The organism is Paenibacillus endoradicis, assembly GCF_024721975.1.
In genome coordinates this window covers 216,787-234,000 of sequence record NZ_JANQBB010000004.1, presented here as the reverse complement: position 1 = coordinate 234,000, position 17,214 = coordinate 216,787, and the positions used below count along the sequence as shown (strand labels likewise).

The 17,214-nt window shown below is 38.4% G+C and carries 16 protein-coding genes; 8 read left to right on the top strand and 8 right to left on the bottom strand.

The window, feature by feature from the left end; genetic code table 11:
• Nucleotides 1–84: 84 nt before the first annotated feature.
• From NV377_RS15095 to NV377_RS15085, 3 genes are all read left to right on the top strand, one after another.
• Nucleotides 85–942 (top strand): metallophosphoesterase, encoded by an 858-nt coding sequence (locus NV377_RS15095; RefSeq protein ID WP_258201617.1) that lies wholly within the window; start codon nt 85–87, stop codon nt 940–942.
• A gap of 111 nt (nt 943–1,053) precedes the next feature.
• Nucleotides 1,054–1,572: a PCYCGC motif-containing (lipo)protein gene (locus tag NV377_RS15090; protein ID WP_258201616.1), complete on the top strand. Its 519-nt coding sequence runs from the start codon at nt 1,054–1,056 to the stop codon at nt 1,570–1,572.
• Between the two features lie 162 nt (nt 1,573–1,734).
• A complete protein-coding gene (locus NV377_RS15085) occupies nt 1,735–2,943 on the top strand; it encodes an MFS transporter (RefSeq protein WP_258201615.1) in 1,209 nt (402 codons plus the stop codon).
• Nucleotides 2,944–3,066: 123 nt separating this feature from the next.
• Here NV377_RS15085 and NV377_RS15080 read toward each other — a convergent pair whose 3' ends face one another.
• Together NV377_RS15080 and NV377_RS15075 are read right to left on the bottom strand one after the other, a co-directional pair.
• Nucleotides 3,067–3,684, bottom strand: coding sequence for an NAD(P)H-dependent oxidoreductase (locus NV377_RS15080; protein WP_258201614.1), 618 nt, complete (start codon nt 3,682–3,684; stop codon nt 3,067–3,069).
• 48 nt (nt 3,685–3,732) lie between these two features.
• Complete coding sequence (locus NV377_RS15075; RefSeq protein ID WP_258201613.1) at nt 3,733–4,830, bottom strand: carotenoid 1,2-hydratase family protein; 1,098 nt, start codon at nt 4,828–4,830, stop codon at nt 3,733–3,735.
• 125 nt (nt 4,831–4,955) lie between these two features.
• On the opposite strand from NV377_RS15075, the gene NV377_RS15070 reads away from it, so the two are divergent.
• On the top strand, nt 4,956–5,498 hold the full coding sequence (locus NV377_RS15070) for a TetR/AcrR family transcriptional regulator (protein ID WP_258201612.1): 543 nt from the start codon (nt 4,956–4,958) through the stop codon (nt 5,496–5,498).
• A 168-nt stretch (nt 5,499–5,666) separates the two neighbouring features.
• Complete coding sequence (locus NV377_RS15065) at nt 5,667–6,977, top strand: globin-coupled sensor protein (protein WP_258201611.1); 1,311 nt, start codon at nt 5,667–5,669, stop codon at nt 6,975–6,977.
• A 175-nt stretch (nt 6,978–7,152) separates the two neighbouring features.
• On the opposite strand, the gene NV377_RS15060 is transcribed toward NV377_RS15065, so the two are convergent.
• From NV377_RS15060 to NV377_RS15050, 3 genes are all read right to left on the bottom strand, one after another.
• Complete coding sequence (locus NV377_RS15060) at nt 7,153–7,437, bottom strand: hypothetical protein (RefSeq protein WP_258201610.1); 285 nt, start codon at nt 7,435–7,437, stop codon at nt 7,153–7,155.
• A 194-nt stretch (nt 7,438–7,631) separates the two neighbouring features.
• On the bottom strand, nt 7,632–7,910 hold the full coding sequence (locus NV377_RS15055) for an alpha/beta-type small acid-soluble spore protein (RefSeq protein ID WP_258201609.1): 279 nt from the start codon (nt 7,908–7,910) through the stop codon (nt 7,632–7,634).
• Between the two features lie 86 nt (nt 7,911–7,996).
• Entirely contained in the window at nt 7,997–9,505 is a 1,509-nt protein-coding gene (locus NV377_RS15050) for an MFS transporter (RefSeq protein WP_258201608.1), read from the bottom strand.
• A 177-nt stretch (nt 9,506–9,682) separates the two neighbouring features.
• Here NV377_RS15050 and NV377_RS15045 point away from each other — a divergent pair, with 177 nt between their 5' ends.
• Together NV377_RS15045 and NV377_RS15040 are read left to right on the top strand one after the other, a co-directional pair.
• On the top strand, nt 9,683–10,498 hold the full coding sequence (locus NV377_RS15045) for a MerR family transcriptional regulator (RefSeq protein WP_258201607.1): 816 nt from the start codon (nt 9,683–9,685) through the stop codon (nt 10,496–10,498).
• Between the two features lie 130 nt (nt 10,499–10,628).
• Nucleotides 10,629–11,588 (top strand): catalase family peroxidase, encoded by a 960-nt coding sequence (locus NV377_RS15040; RefSeq protein WP_258201606.1) that lies wholly within the window; start codon nt 10,629–10,631, stop codon nt 11,586–11,588.
• Nucleotides 11,589–11,708: 120 nt separating this feature from the next.
• Here NV377_RS15040 and NV377_RS15035 read toward each other — a convergent pair whose 3' ends face one another.
• On the bottom strand, nt 11,709–12,776 hold the full coding sequence (locus tag NV377_RS15035) for a hypothetical protein (protein ID WP_258201605.1): 1,068 nt from the start codon (nt 12,774–12,776) through the stop codon (nt 11,709–11,711).
• A 194-nt stretch (nt 12,777–12,970) separates the two neighbouring features.
• On the opposite strand from NV377_RS15035, the gene NV377_RS15030 reads away from it, so the two are divergent.
• Nucleotides 12,971–14,026 carry a YheC/YheD family endospore coat-associated protein gene (locus tag NV377_RS15030; RefSeq protein ID WP_258201604.1) on the top strand — a complete coding sequence of 352 codons (1,056 nt, stop codon included), beginning with the start codon at nt 12,971–12,973 and terminating at the stop codon, nt 14,024–14,026.
• A gap of 170 nt (nt 14,027–14,196) precedes the next feature.
• Here the strand turns inward: NV377_RS15030 and NV377_RS15025 are convergent, their stop codons facing one another.
• The gene (locus tag NV377_RS15025) at nt 14,197–15,324 is read right to left on the bottom strand and encodes a response regulator (RefSeq protein WP_258201603.1); all 1,128 of its coding nucleotides are present in this window, start codon (nt 15,322–15,324) and stop codon (nt 14,197–14,199) included.
• The gene (locus NV377_RS15020; RefSeq protein WP_258201602.1) at nt 15,321–17,051 is read right to left on the bottom strand and encodes a sensor histidine kinase; all 1,731 of its coding nucleotides are present in this window, start codon (nt 17,049–17,051) and stop codon (nt 15,321–15,323) included. The genes NV377_RS15025 and NV377_RS15020 overlap by 4 nt, the downstream gene beginning before the upstream one ends.
• Between the last annotated feature and the right edge of the window lie 163 nt (nt 17,052–17,214).

The following is a 17,214-nucleotide window of genomic DNA, read 5'->3' as shown; positions in this document are numbered from 1 at the left end:
GGGTCTTTTTTTTATTGTCACTTTGATGTAACATTGATCACCTATGATGGTCTTATTGTAATAATTAAGGACATCGGAGGTATTATGCTCTCAACACCAATTAGTAGACGTCAATTTTTGAAAAAGAGTATGCAGCTAGGCATAGGTCTAGTCGGTCTTGCTAGTCTATCCGGTGTATACACACGCTATGTAGAGCCTAACTGGATTGATACCAATGCAATTGAAGTGAAGATTGCTCATCTCCCTGCTTCTTTTGATCAGTTAAGAATGGTTCATTTCAGCGATTTACACTTGGGTATTCATTCCAATTCGGAGTATCTAAAGCATTTAATGGTGAAAATCCAGCGCTTAAAACCTGATCTTATTTGTTTTACAGGTGATTTATTGGATCATTCAGCAAGCTATATCTCAGAAGCGGTGTCACTCTTCTCGCAACTAGAGGCACCTTTAGGTCAATATGCTGTTATAGGTAATCATGACGCATTTGGTAATCGGAAGGCTGTAACGAAAGGACTAGCAAAAGCAGGCTTTCAACTTCTTCATAACGAACATATTGAACTTATTAGAGGACAAGATCGACTATATATCGCAGGAATTGATGATCCTTGGGTCGGTAAACCGGATATCGAGCAAGCATTACTTCATATACCGTCAGAGGCCTGTACGATTTTACTGGCTCATGAACCTGATTTTGCAGATGAATATGGCCAACTACCGATCGATCTACAATTGTCAGGACATAGTCATGGCGGACAAGTTCGCGTCCCATTGATTGGCGCATTATATACGCCTCCTTATGGAAGCAAATATCCGAATGGACTATATCAAATTGCGAATAGCCGTTTACAAGTGTATACGACACGCGGCGTTGGTACGACGCGACTACCTGTACGCTTTAATTGTCGACCTGAGATTAGCGTGATTACATTAACAAAGGCCTAACGACTATTGCATACCTTGAATGCGTCTAAATTTTGAACATTTCTCGAAAAACTATTTCTGCTCTATATGTGTGATATATTGGTAATTGAGACTATACATTGGGGTGAAGAAATGAGAGCTCTTATTACTAAGGTTAGCATCTTATTAACGCTTGTTATTATTGTAACTGCTTGTAGTTCACAAAATGAGGTAACGCATCAAGAACATTCTAATGGAAATGCGCAAGGAGAAACTACTCCGCATGAACATGTAAGTGGAGATATACAAGAAGAAACAGCTTCAGCAAATATATTACCTGCTTTTCTGGATGGACAGAGTGATCAAATTCGATTAGTGTATGAGGCAGCCGGAAAGGCAACTGACATTCTAAAGTGGATGCCATGTTATTGCGGTTGCGGTGAAAGTGTAGGACATAAAAGTAATATGAACTGCTTTATTAAGGAAGTTAAAGCTGATGGAACTGTTGTATGGGATGACCATGGAACCCGTTGTGGCGTATGCTTACAAATCGCGGTTGATTCTATAAGAATGACACAAGATGGTAAGTCATTGAAAGAAATCAGAACGATTATTGATGAAACTTACGCTGAAGGATTTGCAGAACCTACCAAAACTGATTTTCCAGCATAAATAATAGCACAAACCTCCCTTTTACTTGAAAAAGGGAGGTTTTTTTGTTGATAGGTACTTATTAGTGCCTATATTACTTAAAAGTACGTACTATTCATTTGTGCTTCGAGGCATCATAATAACATCTACTGGCCGGTAATACATTATGAAAGAAGCATTCACATGACACTAGATAAAAAAAGAAGCACCTTAGCACTGCTTGCGTTAGCAATAAGTGCTTTCGCAATAGGGACAACAGAGTTTATCAGCGTAGGGCTACTACCACTCATATCTGACGACTTAAATATATCTGTTACAACATCTGCCTTAACCGTTACTTTATATGCGCTTGGGGTAACTTTTGGAGCACCAATATTAACATCTTTAACTTCTAATATACCAAGGAAAACATTATTGTTCTGGATTATGATTGTATTTATTATAGGGAATAGTCTAGCTGCTTCTGCAACTGGAATCGGTATGTTACTAGTCGCCCGTATTATTTCTGCGTTCGCTCACGGCGTATTTATGTCAATCGGTTCAACGATTGCCGCTGATCTTGTACCGGAAAATCGAAGAGCTACTGCGATTGCCATTATGTTCTCTGGACTTACAGTTGCTACGGTTACTGGAGTACCATTAGGTACTTGGATCGGTCAACATATGGGTTGGCGAGCAGCCTTTATTGGAATAGTGATCATAGGCATCATAGCTTTCATCGCCAATATGATATTGATTCCTTCTAATTTGCGCAAAGGAACCCGAACATCGTTCAATAATCAAATAAAACTAATTACGAATGGACGATTACTGCTTGCATTTGCCATTACTGCTATTGGCTACGGGGGAACTTTTGTAGTCTTTACCTATTTATCACCATTACTGCAAGACATCACTGGATTTAGTGAAAGTACAGTGACCGTTATTCTTCTCGTGTACGGTATTGCCATAGCTATCGGTAACGTCATCGGCGGAAAAGCCGCTAACCGTAAGCCTGTATCTGCCCTGTTCTATATGTTTATTTTACAATTCATTGTACTGATCGTTCTAACATTCACAATCCCGTTCAAAGTTGCTGGGTTGATTACTATTTTCTTTATGGGATTGTTAGCTTTTATGAACGTACCAGGATTACAAGTCTATGTCGTAATGCTAGCAGAACGTTATACACCGAAGTCGGTAGACGTAGCTTCTGCTGTTAATATCGCCGCATTCAATGCTGGCATTGCGATTGGAGCATATTTGGGCGGAGTAGTAACCGACTCAATCGGGATTATTCATACTCCATGGGTAGGAGCAATTATGGTTCTCGGAGCCGTTATATTAACTGGATGGGCACGTGCTCTAGAAAGAAAAGATGAACCATCTAGCTCCCGCACATCAATATTGTAAATCCAGATCTCAAATAGCCATCCCATTCAATTAAGAAATTGAAGGGATGGCTATTTATTACATGTTATACCTGATGAATTTTCAACCGATCAGACGATAGTTACTTGTACTATGGTGTGGAATTTATAGTGATGCAAACCGTTTCTCTGTTTTTTCTAAATATTTTTTTCTAACTTCTAGTGTTCGATTATCCATACCAGCATAATTGTACCATTTCAATTTGTGGAAGCCCATTTTACGGAACGTGCCACGAAATAGTATTTTAGTAATTGGATTTCCAAAAATCCATCTATACGCAAACGCTGGAGTAGCCATTACCGTTACTAAGGAAACTCCCTTAAGTTTTTTTAACTGACTAACAAAAGGTCTACCTGGTTTCGGCTCTTCATAAATGATACCTTTGGAAAATACTTTATCTAAAAAACCTTTAGTCGATGCAGGCATTGATTCCCACCATATTGGAAAAATAAATATAATATGCTCTGCCTCAAACAATCTTTGTTGATAATCTTTCACTAAAGGATCAACAGTTTTCTTTTGTCTCCAAGCCGAAAGTTCTTCAGCTGACATCACAGGATTAAATCCGTCTGCGTGCAGGTCAATAAGGTCTACTTGATGTCCACCGGAATGAAGCCCTTTCGTAATAGCAGCTAATAACGCTGCTGAATAACTTCTTTGATGAGGTATATTCTCGGAAGCTGTTGCTGTGTATGGATGGTCAAATATTATAAGCACTTTCATGATAATCACTCCATTATTTACAATTTCCAATGATATTCACGTTTCTTACTATTCATGGATAATAGCGTCTTTATTATTACTAAAGAACATCTGCTCCCACAGACCTTCCTGCTCATAAACTTCTTTTTTTCCATCTTCATTAACTGTTATAGTGACTGTACCAATACAACGAACATACGTAGGATTTATCTTCAACACTTTTATCGCAGTTCGCTGAAGTAAGGAAAGTTTCATTCTTTCCAATAATGAACTTTCTACAATATCACCTTGTCGCTGATATTCAATTTGATAAGAAGTATTATTGCTAGATGGCTGAATAAAGTTCAGCTTGTTATCCATAAATTTCTTTGTAAAGGGATGATTGATCGTTTCCTTGCGTTCTATCTTTGTGTACTCTTGATGATCTTCTAGAATCTGCCCATCTTTGGCGATCATAATAATAGGCTGGCGTGTATATCCATATTTTTTTTCTGCAATAATATCGCAAGATATTACGGTATAGGGTCCAATGTTGGCACGGCACCAGTACCAATGATTGATTAGTTTATTCATTTCCGCGTTGCCCCAATTATGATCATGATAGCCATTACCGACTAGTTCACGACGTTCTCCATCTACAGTCAGATTAGCTGCCACTTCTGCAGAGGGCTGAGCAACGAACCATGCGAAGAAGTCTTTTTGTTTCTCCCCAAAGTACATATGTCCAGTATTAGGACGCCACATAGGAACGACAGATTTCATCGTACAGCGATATTCAATGTTATCATCTACAAAATGGATCAAGTATTTCCCATCCGCATATTCAATGCTGCTTCTGTCGATTTTTACATCACATTTTTCTTTGGAAGCCCGAATTGAGCTCCCTTTCTTTTCAGATATTAACTTTGTAATACTTTTTCCATCCGGCATCGTCAGTTCAAATCGTATAGTGGGGCAAGCTGGACCTTTAATGTCAAACCCATCCTTCGTGTAGAACACGACTACAATTTTAGTACCATCTTTATATTCAGCATCGAAATACCACCATTCGAAACTTCCGGCTTGTCCGTTGGTTCTTATTCCATCTTCCCATATAGCAGGTTCTTTCTTGATCCCTAATCGTTTGTAATCTTCTATTTTATGGGCTAAAGTTACTTTCTGGTTCATACTAAAGACCTCCATTATTTCGTAAGTGTCACACTTGTATACCTTATTGATAACGATTATACTTGGATAAATATTAGACAGTCAACGAGTGTGACAGAGGTTACACATAGGAGGTTATTTGTGTCATGACTACTAGCGTTAATCCCATTGCGATTCGATCAAAGAAATGGATATGTGATGCTTTTCTTGAACTTTTACAAGAGAAACCTTACAACAACATTACGATTACAGAAATATGTGATAAAGCCGATCTCGTAAGAAAAACATTCTACCGTCATTTCAATTCTAAGGAATCTGTTCTCGTAGCAGTCATTGATTCCATGTTTGAAGATTTTTATAATTATATTCAAACTCAGAACTTTGGGCCTGATCAAATGCCTTTAGCCTATTTCACATATTGGGAAAAACATAAAAACTTTCTTAGTATTTTAATCGAAAATCAACAGTTCTCACTACTTAATGACCAATTTGTTATTTATCTTGAAGCGATGGCTCATATTGTTGGCAGTAAGCGTGCGTACCAAAGTGAGTTAGAAAAGGAGTACATGAGAACAATGTTAGCTGGAGGGTTATGGAGTATCTTGAAAAAGTGGATGACTCGTGATTGCTCTGAATCGCCAGAAGAAATGGCTAGAATGACTCTTAATTTTTTCGATATTAAAAAATAATTTAGATTAAAGCCTAAGTGGGTTTGCGTATGTGCTATGAAATAATGGATAATAGCAATAATTAGACTTCATTCGACGAATTACAACATTGGAAAGACTATGTGATTGAGTGATTGGTCTATACCGACTGATCGCTCGAAACATTTACTTAAAAGGAGTGAACTCTACATGAAGAAATGGTTTGAAAAACTAAACAATCATAGATCTATCCCGTCAAGTGGAATCCAACATGCCCATTTGAATGACGCTTCAATTGAAGTCGATAGTGATCAGCTAACAACGCAACTGAAGATGATTGATCTGTCCGAAGATGATATTCGCATGGTTCAAACCATTGAACCACTAATTATTGAGCACATAGATGAAATCATTGATACTTTTTACGCAACCATTATTGAAGTAACAGCACTTAAAGAAATCATTACCGAGCATAGTACAATTGAACGACTAAAAAGCACATTGAAGCAGCATATCATTGAACTATTCAGCGGCCGAATCAACAGTGAGTATATTCAGAAAAGACTACGTATCGCAGAGGTTCATCAGCATATCGGACTAGAACCGAAATGGTATATTGGGAGCTTTCAAAATCTACAAAACATTTTTATAAATATCATTCACCGCTATGCTAAAGACAGCCGTGAGAGCTTGACTTACGTGAAGGCGATATCCAAGCTACTTAACTTCGAGCAACAGCTGGTTATTGAAGCTTACGATAAGAAAAATACAGAACAAATAGAACGATATAACAATGAAGTCCGAGAAGAAGTGAAACATAAAATTGGACTTGTAAGTCAAGAACTTGCCGCACTTACGGAACAGACAAGTAATTCAACAGAGCATCTTTTAACTAGTAGCAGTCAAGTAAATGAATCCTTCCTCCAGAGCTCAAATATGGCTCAGAGCTCACGCTTACTTGCCCTTGCCGGGTCACAGAAAATAAACGAGCTTGAACGCAGAATTGAGACTATTCATGAACGTTCCTTACATATGGAAAATTCCGTGGCTCAACTTACACATTCTTCTGAGCAAATTAAAACTATTGTGCACATCGTACAGGAAATTTCCGGTCAATCTAAAATGCTTTCACTTAATGCAGGCATTGAAGCCGCAAGAGCAGGTCAGCACGGCGTCGGATTTGGCGTTGTAGCAAAAGAAATGAAGAAACTTTCTGAGGATACTAGAGAGGCTGTAAAACAAATAAGTGAATTCATACAACAGTCCAGTACGCATACACAGGAAGTTGTACAGTCGATCCAAGAAGTTAAGCATGATGTGGAATTGGGGCAGATAGAATCGACGCAAACAAGAGAGACGTTTAACCAGATTCTGCTTTCCCTTGAAAGTAGCTTCGATGAACTTAACAAGGTGGAAACGGAACTGGAAGCTTTAGTTAAAGTTATCGAAGAGGTCGGTTCGGCATCGATCAAGGTTGCAAGCTCTGCTGAGGACTTGAATACGGTAACTCATAATTTCTAAAAGGTGAATCTTTGGATATTCTAAAACTAAAATGTTTACTTTCTGACATGCTGAGAAATAGTCTAAAGAAGAGGATTAGTGGTAATAGGAATGGCTGCCCTAACTAGAATTAGTCTATATTTTTCATAAAATAAAATATCCCCATACATTTCACGAAAACGTATGGGGATATTGACTAATACAATCGGTCATCCACAATCTCTTGAGCTTCGTTCAATTGTTGCTTCATTGCCTCTAACTGTTCTTTATTTCGCTGAACAGTGTCCATATCCTCATCATATTGCTCTGCATTAATGACAGCATTTTCTGCATGATATATTGCATTCTGAGCTTGCTCAACAATTTGCTCCTCAGGGTGTGACATCGCGTGCTTAACCGCTTGATCTGCCTTTTGGACTGAGTTGCTTAACAAAGTACTTGGATGATCCTGTTTCCAACTTGTTTCTGAGTGCTTAGCCAAGATAGCTTCTTCCTCTCCGAATAATTTTTTTATATTATCTGCACTATAGTTTTGTAACATACCCTGAAAAATATGCATTGATCGAAGCTAACTAATTGAGTATGCTGCTTGTTAAGTTTCATCCTTTTAGATAAGAGAAATATCAAAGTTGATATATAACTATTACATAATGAACATTGTATATATAGTCAGAGCTAATCCCTTTTCGCTATTTGTTCTTGAGCGAGACGGATCATTTCTCGGATCATGGAGCCGCCAATTTTTCCGCCGACCTGACCAACTTGTTCAGTAGTTAGATTACTATTTTCACCTGGATGAAGTGGAACACCAAGTTCCTTAGCTACTTCATACTTCACATTCTCTGGTCGATTTGAATCAACGATATAGCCTTCTTTCCTCATTACTTCTGCTTTAAATGTCTGCATCGCTTGTTCTACCTCTGGCACTGCATATCTTCGTTTTCTTCTTGCCAATACGTTCAACTCCCTTCATATGTTTCTTCATAAGATGCCCCAAACGAAAAAAGGCATCCTGCCGGATACCTTCTAATAACAATATTTTAGTGTAATTTCTTACCTGTAGTGCGATGAGCTGCAATTCTGATTATTAACGAACTTACAAAAAGGATCACAGTTGCAGTTGCTATGACAACAACAAACGACTGATCAAAAGCAGATTTTGCATACTCAATGAGCGTGGATCCTGATGTGCCAGGCAAGTTTTCCGCTACAATAAGTGCTTCATCAAGACTATCCCGAACAATCGGTGAGACGGTTAGTCCCTCAGGAACAACTAATGAAGCTGTATAGACAAATGACGAAAGACTTCCCAGAAGTGTCACACTTAGTGCACTACCGAGCTCGAAGGATACCTCTTCAATCGATGCCGCCATCCCCGCTTTTTCGATAGGGACATTAAGCATAATTGTATTAGAAGCTGAAGTCATCGCTCCCCCAAGTCCAGCACCGAGAATCATTAAAGCTGCAATCTGTAAAATAATATTTCCGTTATGGAAGATCAGCAGAGTACCCATTCCGACACCCGCAACAAATAGACAGATCCATTGTAGTTTCATCTGATCCACACGATGTAACACTGAACCGGTGAGTATACCTGCGATGAAAGAAGCTATCGAAGTAAATACAACGTATAGACCCGCCTCAAGAGGCGAGTACCCCAAGACAAGCTGAAGTCGCTGTGTGACAATTAATTCCATACCAATAAGCGCAAAGCAAGACAATAGAGCAGTCAGTACTCCAGTAGTAAACCGCGAGTCTCTAAATAAAGAAAAATCTATTAATGGCTGGGAACTTTGACGTTGACGCCGAACAAAGACAATCATCGCTGCGACTCCGATTACAGCAGAAATTAAAGCGATGGTGTATGAACCTTCTCGTCTACTGATCTCCTTGATTGCATATACGAGGCCAATAAGGCCAATCATAATCTCGATGGAACCAATAAGATCCCACGTTTTGTTCTTATTCCCTTGACGATTTGGAATAAGTACAATAGCCAAGATTAATGCAACAATTGCTATCGGAATATTAATGAGGAAAACTGATCCCCACCAGAAATGTTCTAGCAATACACCACCCACGAGTGGTCCCATACCAGCTCCTACTGATGAGACGGATGCCCAAATCCCTATAGCTAGTGAGCGCTCGCGCTCATCCAAAAATGTTGTACGAATGATCGAGAGTGTTGCCGGCATCATCATAGCTGCACCAACAGCAAGCAAGATACGCGCTACAATAAGTACGTTTGGTGCAGGCGCGTAAGCGGCAATCAATGAAGCGATACCAAAGATAATTAGTCCAATAACGAAGAGGCGCTTATGCCCAAGACGATCTCCAAGCGTACCTAGACCCGGCAAAAGCCCGGCCATGACGAGTGGATAGATGTTAACAATCCAAAGTTTTTCCGAAGCGGAAGCAGATAGATCATGTGTTAACTGCGGAAGTGCAGTATAAAGTACTGTCATGTCAATGACAATCAGAAACAGAGCACTGGATACAATCGCTAATACAACCCAGCGTTGAAGTTTAGTTAAAACATTGGTAGACATTATTAATCCTCCTGATGTATCTATCAAATTATGATTTCCTGTAAGGTAATATTGCGAACTAATCTCTTAATTGTTTCGACTACAATAGTAACAACTATGTGCCTTGACAGGGTGACAAGGTTACTTTAATGTACTCTGAAGTATAGGGTAACCCTAAAGTCAATAGGAGTGAATAAAATGTCTACAGATCATGATCAATACTTCACAACAAGTGAATTCGCTAAAGTATGCGGGGTAACAAAGCATACCCTATTCCATTATGATGAGATTGGGATATTAAAACCGGAGATCGTTAAGGAAAACGGTTATCGTTATTATTCTTATAAGCAATTTTATACCTTCGATACGATTGCGGTTTTGAAAGAGACTGGCACGTCATTGAAAGAGATAAAAGAATATATAAACAATCAAAATACATTGCATTTTTTAACTATGCTCCAACAAAAACAGCACCATTTGGTTGAAGAACAGCGAAAATTGGTGCGAATGCAGAGGCTTTTACAAGGAGCCATTGATAATACTCAACGTGCGCTACAAGTTAATTGTGGTGAGCCTTGGATCGAGGAATGTGAAGAAGAGTATTTCATTGCGGTTAAACTATCAAAAGATAGTAGTGAAAAGGATCATGTCCGTAAAATATATCAGATCTTTGATTATTGCGATGAACACAATATAGATTATGACTTTCCTATCGGGTCGATTATAAACAAAACCAGTTTGGAGGAAGGAGTTTATGATCCCGATTATTATTGTAATAAAATTAGCTATAGGCATAACAACAAGCTCCTATATATTAAGCCACAGAGTAAATATTTGATCATGAATCACAAGGGATCGTATGAAAGTATACCTGCGTCCTATAAGAAGCTAATGTCTTATATTGCCGATAATAATTTGACTATTACGGGTGACTCATATGAATATGAATTACTTAGTTATTTAGCTGTAGGAGATCCAGATAAATATGTCATTCAAATTGCCATTCAAATATAAAAAACAAGAAATATAATCTTAGTTATGATTGGTTAAAATTATGGAGTAGGTTTAATGATAATCTTTGGTGGCTATAAAGTGGAATAGATGTGTAAGAGGTTTTTCTTAGAAACAATAGGAGGCTTATCATATGACTACTTCTAATCCAGATCATGATCATTCGAAGCATATTACCGTTTCATCTAGCATAGCCTCGCAAACTGTGGATGCGATTGAAAATATTTCGGGTGTGCATTCGGGATACCGTCGAGCACATGCCAAAGGTATCTGTTGTCAGGCAGTCTTCCGTCCGAGTGGTCTTGCGGCGCCGTTTACTTCTGCTCCCCATCTGCAAGAACAAGAAGTAAATGCGATTGCCCGCTTTTCTGGCAGTTCAACTGATCCGCTAGTAGCCGATTTCATGTCACCAGCCAAAGGAATGGCTGTCCAATTCATGCTCCCTGGCGGAGATGTCACTAATCTAGTCGGCGCGACTATACCGGTATTTTTTGCACGGACACCTGAATCATTTCTAGATATGATTCGTGCTGTCCATCGGGCACAAGAAGGTACACTTGGACCATTAGATCTGCTCCAAGAGATTACGTCACATTTTTCTGAAAGCAAAGAAAGTTTACTAGCTGTCAAAAAGCTAATGCCACCTTCTAGTTATGCCGAATGCCAGTATTACTGCATTCATGTTTACTTCTTTAACGATCGCGAAGGTAATTCGTATCCAGTGAAATTCGAATGGATTCCAGCTACAGGTGTGCATACCTTATCTATTATTGAAGCTGCTCAACAACCAGATGATTACTTAGAAGAGGAACTTAACCAGAGGTTGAAATTTGAACCTATAGTTTTTCACCTTCATGCGATTTTTGGTGAGAAAGGTGATCCCACAGACGATCCAACTACTGCATGGCCTGAAGACCGCCGGCGAATTGATCTTGGTCAACTCTACATATCTGATATTATCAAGGAGCCAGTCGATCTACTCATGGATCCAACGATCATTACAGAGGGGATGGCCTTATCTAATGATCCTATTCTCAACTTCCGTCATACTACCTATGCTGTTTCTCATGACAGACGCCACCAAGAACGTTGATCTACCTATATACTTACAAGGAACAATAACGCTGCAGTTTGGTCTAACTCCTTAACAATTAACAGAAGGGCACCCGTTTGAGTGCCCTTTAAATATGCCTAATACAATGCTAGAGAATGATTAAGAAGGTGTATAAGATAGACTAGCACTAAACGAAAGTTGTGTAATATCAGCTGCTGAAGGATCAGTAGACGCAAGTGTTCGTATACGAATACCAATGCGATCTCCTGGAGCGACTACTAATGATCCTGCGACATTTATATTCGTTGCCGTGCGGAAAGTACCCGCAGTAATAATATTATTAGGAAATCCAAATCTAACAGAACTAGTCAGTGGAGTTGTCACGTAAGCTGAAGAAATATGATCAATCCCATTATTAGGAACTGAAGGTGCGAGGAAAACTGTAAAATCATATTGAAGACCTAGCGTATTTATAGAAACCACAGAAGCTACTAATAGATCAGCACTTATTTGTAAATTTTGAACGGTACCAGCGAAGGGAATTGGAAAAGCAAAACCACCTGCTTCTGGTGGCATAGTTGATTCCCCAGAACCATCGATTACTTCAACTGTGTGATCACCAAAACCCATTAAAATTGGAGCAGCTGAGACTACAGTAGCTCCACTAAGGATAATACCGGTTGAGAAAGGAATTAATCCGCTGGATCCTGTTGCTCCCGTTGCTCCTGTTGCTCCTGTTGCTCCTGCTGCTCCCGTTGCTCCTGTTGCTCCTGCTGCTCCTGTTGCTCCTGTTGCTCCTGCTGCTCCTGCTACTCCTGTTGCTCCTGTTGCTCCTGTTGCTCCTGTTGCTCCTGCTGCTCCTGTTGCTCCTGCTGCTCCCGTTGCTCCTGTTGCTCCTGCTACTCCTGCTGCTCCTGTTGCTCCTGCTGCTCCTGTTGCTCCCGTTGCTCCTGCTGCTCCTGTTGCTCCTGCTGCTCCTGTTGCTCCCGTTGCTCCTGCTACTCCTGTTGCTCCTGCTGCTCCTGTTGCTCCTGTTGCTCCTGCTGCTCCTGTTGCTCCTGTTGCTCCTGCTGCTCCTGTTGCTCCTGCTGCTCCTGTTGCTCCTGCTGCTCCCGTTGCTCCTGCTATTCCCGTTGCTCCTGTTACTCCTTGAATACCTCTAGGCCCTTGAGGTCCTTGAGGTCCTTCCGGTCCTGGAGGACCAGGAGGACAATTACATCTTCCCATATGGCTCATCTCCCTATATTATGCGTTATTCATCATATGAGTAGATTTTGAAGACAACACTATATATACCTATTAACCTACAAAAAAGGCTATTGAGCATAAAGTATTTACTAAATTCTTGTTCCTCTATGTTATTGTCCCATTCATAATGTCAACATTAGCATATAGATAATAGAAGGATCGCTAACTAGGGAGTGACTAGATTGGAGAACCCACCATTAATAGGTATTATGGTAGCTAATAGAAAAAGTAGAAAAAGAGATTTGGAGCTTTATCAACGTCATCATACTCTAAACCTAAAACTTTACGCGTTTACTCCTGCAGATATTGTTTGGAAAGAACAACGTATTATTGGACTTAGCTTATCAAATGGAAAGTGGAAAAAAATGTCCTTCCCTTTTCCTCATGCCGTCTATAACAGATGTTTTAATAAAAATCTAATGGTAATTCAACGTTTAGAGAAGGCAATTGGTAAAAACAAATGTTTCAACAGTATCAATTTTTTCAATAAATGGGATGTATATAATCTATTAAAGAATTCACATCTAGAATATGTTATACCTGACACATTCTCATATAATAAAGTTAAAATAACGGAACTGTTGGAGAAGTATAAACTAGTATACATTAAGCCTTCTTATGGATCCCAAGGGAAGTCTGTTCATCGAGTTGAATTAATGGATAATGGAGATACTCACATCTCTTTACACAGTTTGAAGCCAACATATATTTGTAGAAAGAATGAGGACCTTCAGCAGAAATTGGATGCATTGCTCAAACAAGAAAAATACATGGTTCAACAAGGCATTAGTATAAGTCAACTTGATAACCAATATTTTGACATTAGAGTTCTCGTTCAAAAAGGTATTGTTGGAGAATGGATGGTTTCCACAATAGCGTGTAGAGTCGCTTATGAAAATTACTTTAATACGAGTATGTGTGAGACGGTTAATGACGTTTCAGAAATTCTTCCGCGATTATTTTCACCAGAAAAAACAGATGAAATCCTCCAATCTCTGAATGAACTAAGTGTAAAAGCCGCAAAAGTAGTAGAATCTCAAATAGGCTCATTGGGTGAATTAAGTGTGGATTTTGTAGTAGATGAACATAGAAATCTATGGATTATTGAACTTAATGGGAAGCCACAAAAGAAAATATTTGAAGATATGGACTGTTTTAAAGACAAAGAACTCATCTATAGTAGGCCCTTGGAATATGCTTATTATCTTGCATTGTTGAATGATAAATAATTTTTACGGATAGCTACCCAAATCTACTTTACTATTGGCTAATATCACTATACAGATAACACAGTTGAATATATCGTAAGTGACGTATAAATCTAAGGGCACCCAATCGGGTGCCCTTGTTATTACAGCTATTGTGATTCATACATTTACTGAAGAAAACAATACACTTATTATAATTGATATTGATAATAAATTTGCTGCATAGTAGCTGATGGTTTTAGATTAAGCTCTCTCTGTAGCAATTGCACATAGTCATTATAATAGTTATGAAGAGACTGCTTATCTCCCATTGCCCCAACGATTTTGAGTAGTAACTGATTAGACTTCTCATCAAATTCATTACGAGAGATTAATTTTCGCACAATTTGTATTGCTTCTCGATACCGTTTATAAATAAAGAGCCAATTGGCAAGCTGATTAGCAAAGTTCTGATATAACACATTCATACTTTCCCGCTCCATAGCTGCCCATACGAATGATTGTTCCTCAAAAAGTTCACCTGACACTCGTTTCTCTAGTTCAATAGCTACATCGACATTCTCATCATTAACTTCGGTTAGTTGTGCTACTCCATAATCAAATGCAATGAAATCAACATCAAGTTGACTAATCTCTACTCTATACTTTTCCTGCCCAGTAATGATAATCTCCTTAAAACCATGAGGAAGTAGCGCTTTTCTTAACTGGTAAATTGCCGTATTGAGATATATTTCAGCGTTCTTATAAGGCATGTCTGAAAATACGTCTTCTATGATGCGCATTTTTGCTATACTTTGACCTCTATGTACTATTAAATAGGCAAATATCTCTTCGCTTTTTTTGGATATCCATTTCACTGCACCTTGGTTCTCACTATTAGCCTCAAAACAGCCAAAAGTACGCACCTTTAGCTTAGGCTCACCTGCTTCCGCTAATTGATTACTTTTATCAGAGGAATGACTATGTCTATCGACAGCTCTATTTATCGTTTGGAGTAATCTTTGCCGAGAGATAGGCTTAACCATATAATCTAGCGGGTATACATCATAAGCCTCTATCGCGTAATCTGAATGCGATGTTGTAAATACAATATCAATATCCGTAAGTGTTAGTCGTAAGTGGCGAGCTAGCTCGATTCCATCATCATTAGCAATTTGAATGTCCAAAAATACAAGATCTACATCATGCTTCGCTATAAATGCATGCACTTCTGCGGCATTCTGAAAACTACCAACAAGCTCTATGCCTTCTACACTAGACAACATTCGCTTCATGGTCAGCAACATAATTGGCTCATCATCTACAATAACAACTTTCATAGCGAAGCTCCTCGTCTCATTGTGAAATAAAAACTACTCCCTTGTCCTATCTCACTTTCTACCCACATCGTTCCCCCACTCAATTGGACAAATTGTTTACTAACAAGTAAACCAAGCCCAGCACCTTTCTCGCCTAACGTACCTGTGGATGAATTAATCTGTTTAGTAACAAAGAGTTGCTGTAACTGATCTATATTCATGCCAATTCCGTTATCACAAACAGCTATAGTGACCATATCCTCTGAGGACTGAGCTTCTATATGAATCGAACCACCTGTTGGAGTAAATTTAATTGCATTAGATAATAAGTTTCTTATAATTAATCCTACTGCTTCTCGATCAGCATTTATATAGGTACCTACAGAGATGTTATTATGTACGTTTAAATGTTTAGCGATACTATTAATATGTAATAAATAACAGCTTTCCTCTACTACTTCTCGTAACTCTAGTATCTGAGATCGTAGCCCAATATCTTCTCTTTGACTACGAAACCATTCTAGTAAATTGTTTGACATGCCGAGTGTATTCCGAATTTGCTCTCCTAGCTTCATAATAATCTCCTGATGCTCAGCGCCGAATTGATCAAGATCTTCTTCCAATATCTCAACTAGCTGATATTGCATAGCTAATGGGCTACGAATATCATGAGATACAATCGTAAATAATTGATCCTTCAGTTCGTTCAGATGAGCAATTTTCTCCAAATGCCCCTGCTTTTCCGTTATATCGAAGATTAGCGACACACTTCCTTGACTTTGATTACGAAATACTCGCAATGGATATATATTTACGCGATAAATTTTCCGTTCACCGTTAGTCCATACATCAATTTCTACACTACCTTGTTGGGAAGTTTGACATAAGTTATACCACTCTGGCCATTGCTCTAACAATTGAGTAATAGTGCTACCATAAATGTTGTAATATCCTATTTCCGAAAAAAACTGCGTCGCTTTTTTATTACTATCAATGACTTTACCTGAAGCATTAATAATTAATATACTTTCTTGAATTGTATCAAATACAATGTTTTTGGCGATAGGTACAATCGAGAAAAATTTAAATCGTAATACGATTAATAAAATTAATGTCCCTGTCATTCCACAAAAAACAGATAGCACCCCTAACCAAGAAGCCCATTGTGGTTTGGCAAATTCAATGATCTCTAACATAAATGGTAACGACATAAGTAGTAGCACCAATATTCCTGGCTTACGAAATTCATTACGTATTGACCATAAATATTTGAATAATATATACATACATGTAGCTAAAGCACTGTAGCATAGCAAATTAAAACCTTTAGCAACCATTGTTCTTGTAGTAACTAGTTCATCTTCATATAACTGAACCGAGTAGTATATAACATGCAGATAAGTATCCAACCATATACATAGTGCAACTAAAGAGAATATAGAAAAAAGTGCTATCTTCAAATACAACTGCATAACTCTGCGGCTTCCTGTTAACTCATATACAAAGACAATAAATAACGGGACGATAAAAATAAGCCCCGTTTGCTGGAAGTTACGAAATATCACCTTTTCTACTAGTAGATGGCTACTTTTCTCCAGAACGACACTGATGGCAAAAATAATTCGGCAAACAACTAACCCCATGAGATATCTAACACCTGGTTCTCGTCTGAAGCGGTACAAAGAGAAGAAAATAATACCCATCATTATTACAGAAATGATCATAAAGATAAGTTCTACAGTAAACACCTTATGTAAAACTCCTTTCTCTTTATGAATTTCATAGCAAATTCAACTTTATATTTCCCTCAATATAATATACCATTTTATATATTGCAATAATATTCCATTTATGTCGATTAATCTACATTTCATTTTGTTATAGAGAGATAACAATGCACGCTTACAAAAA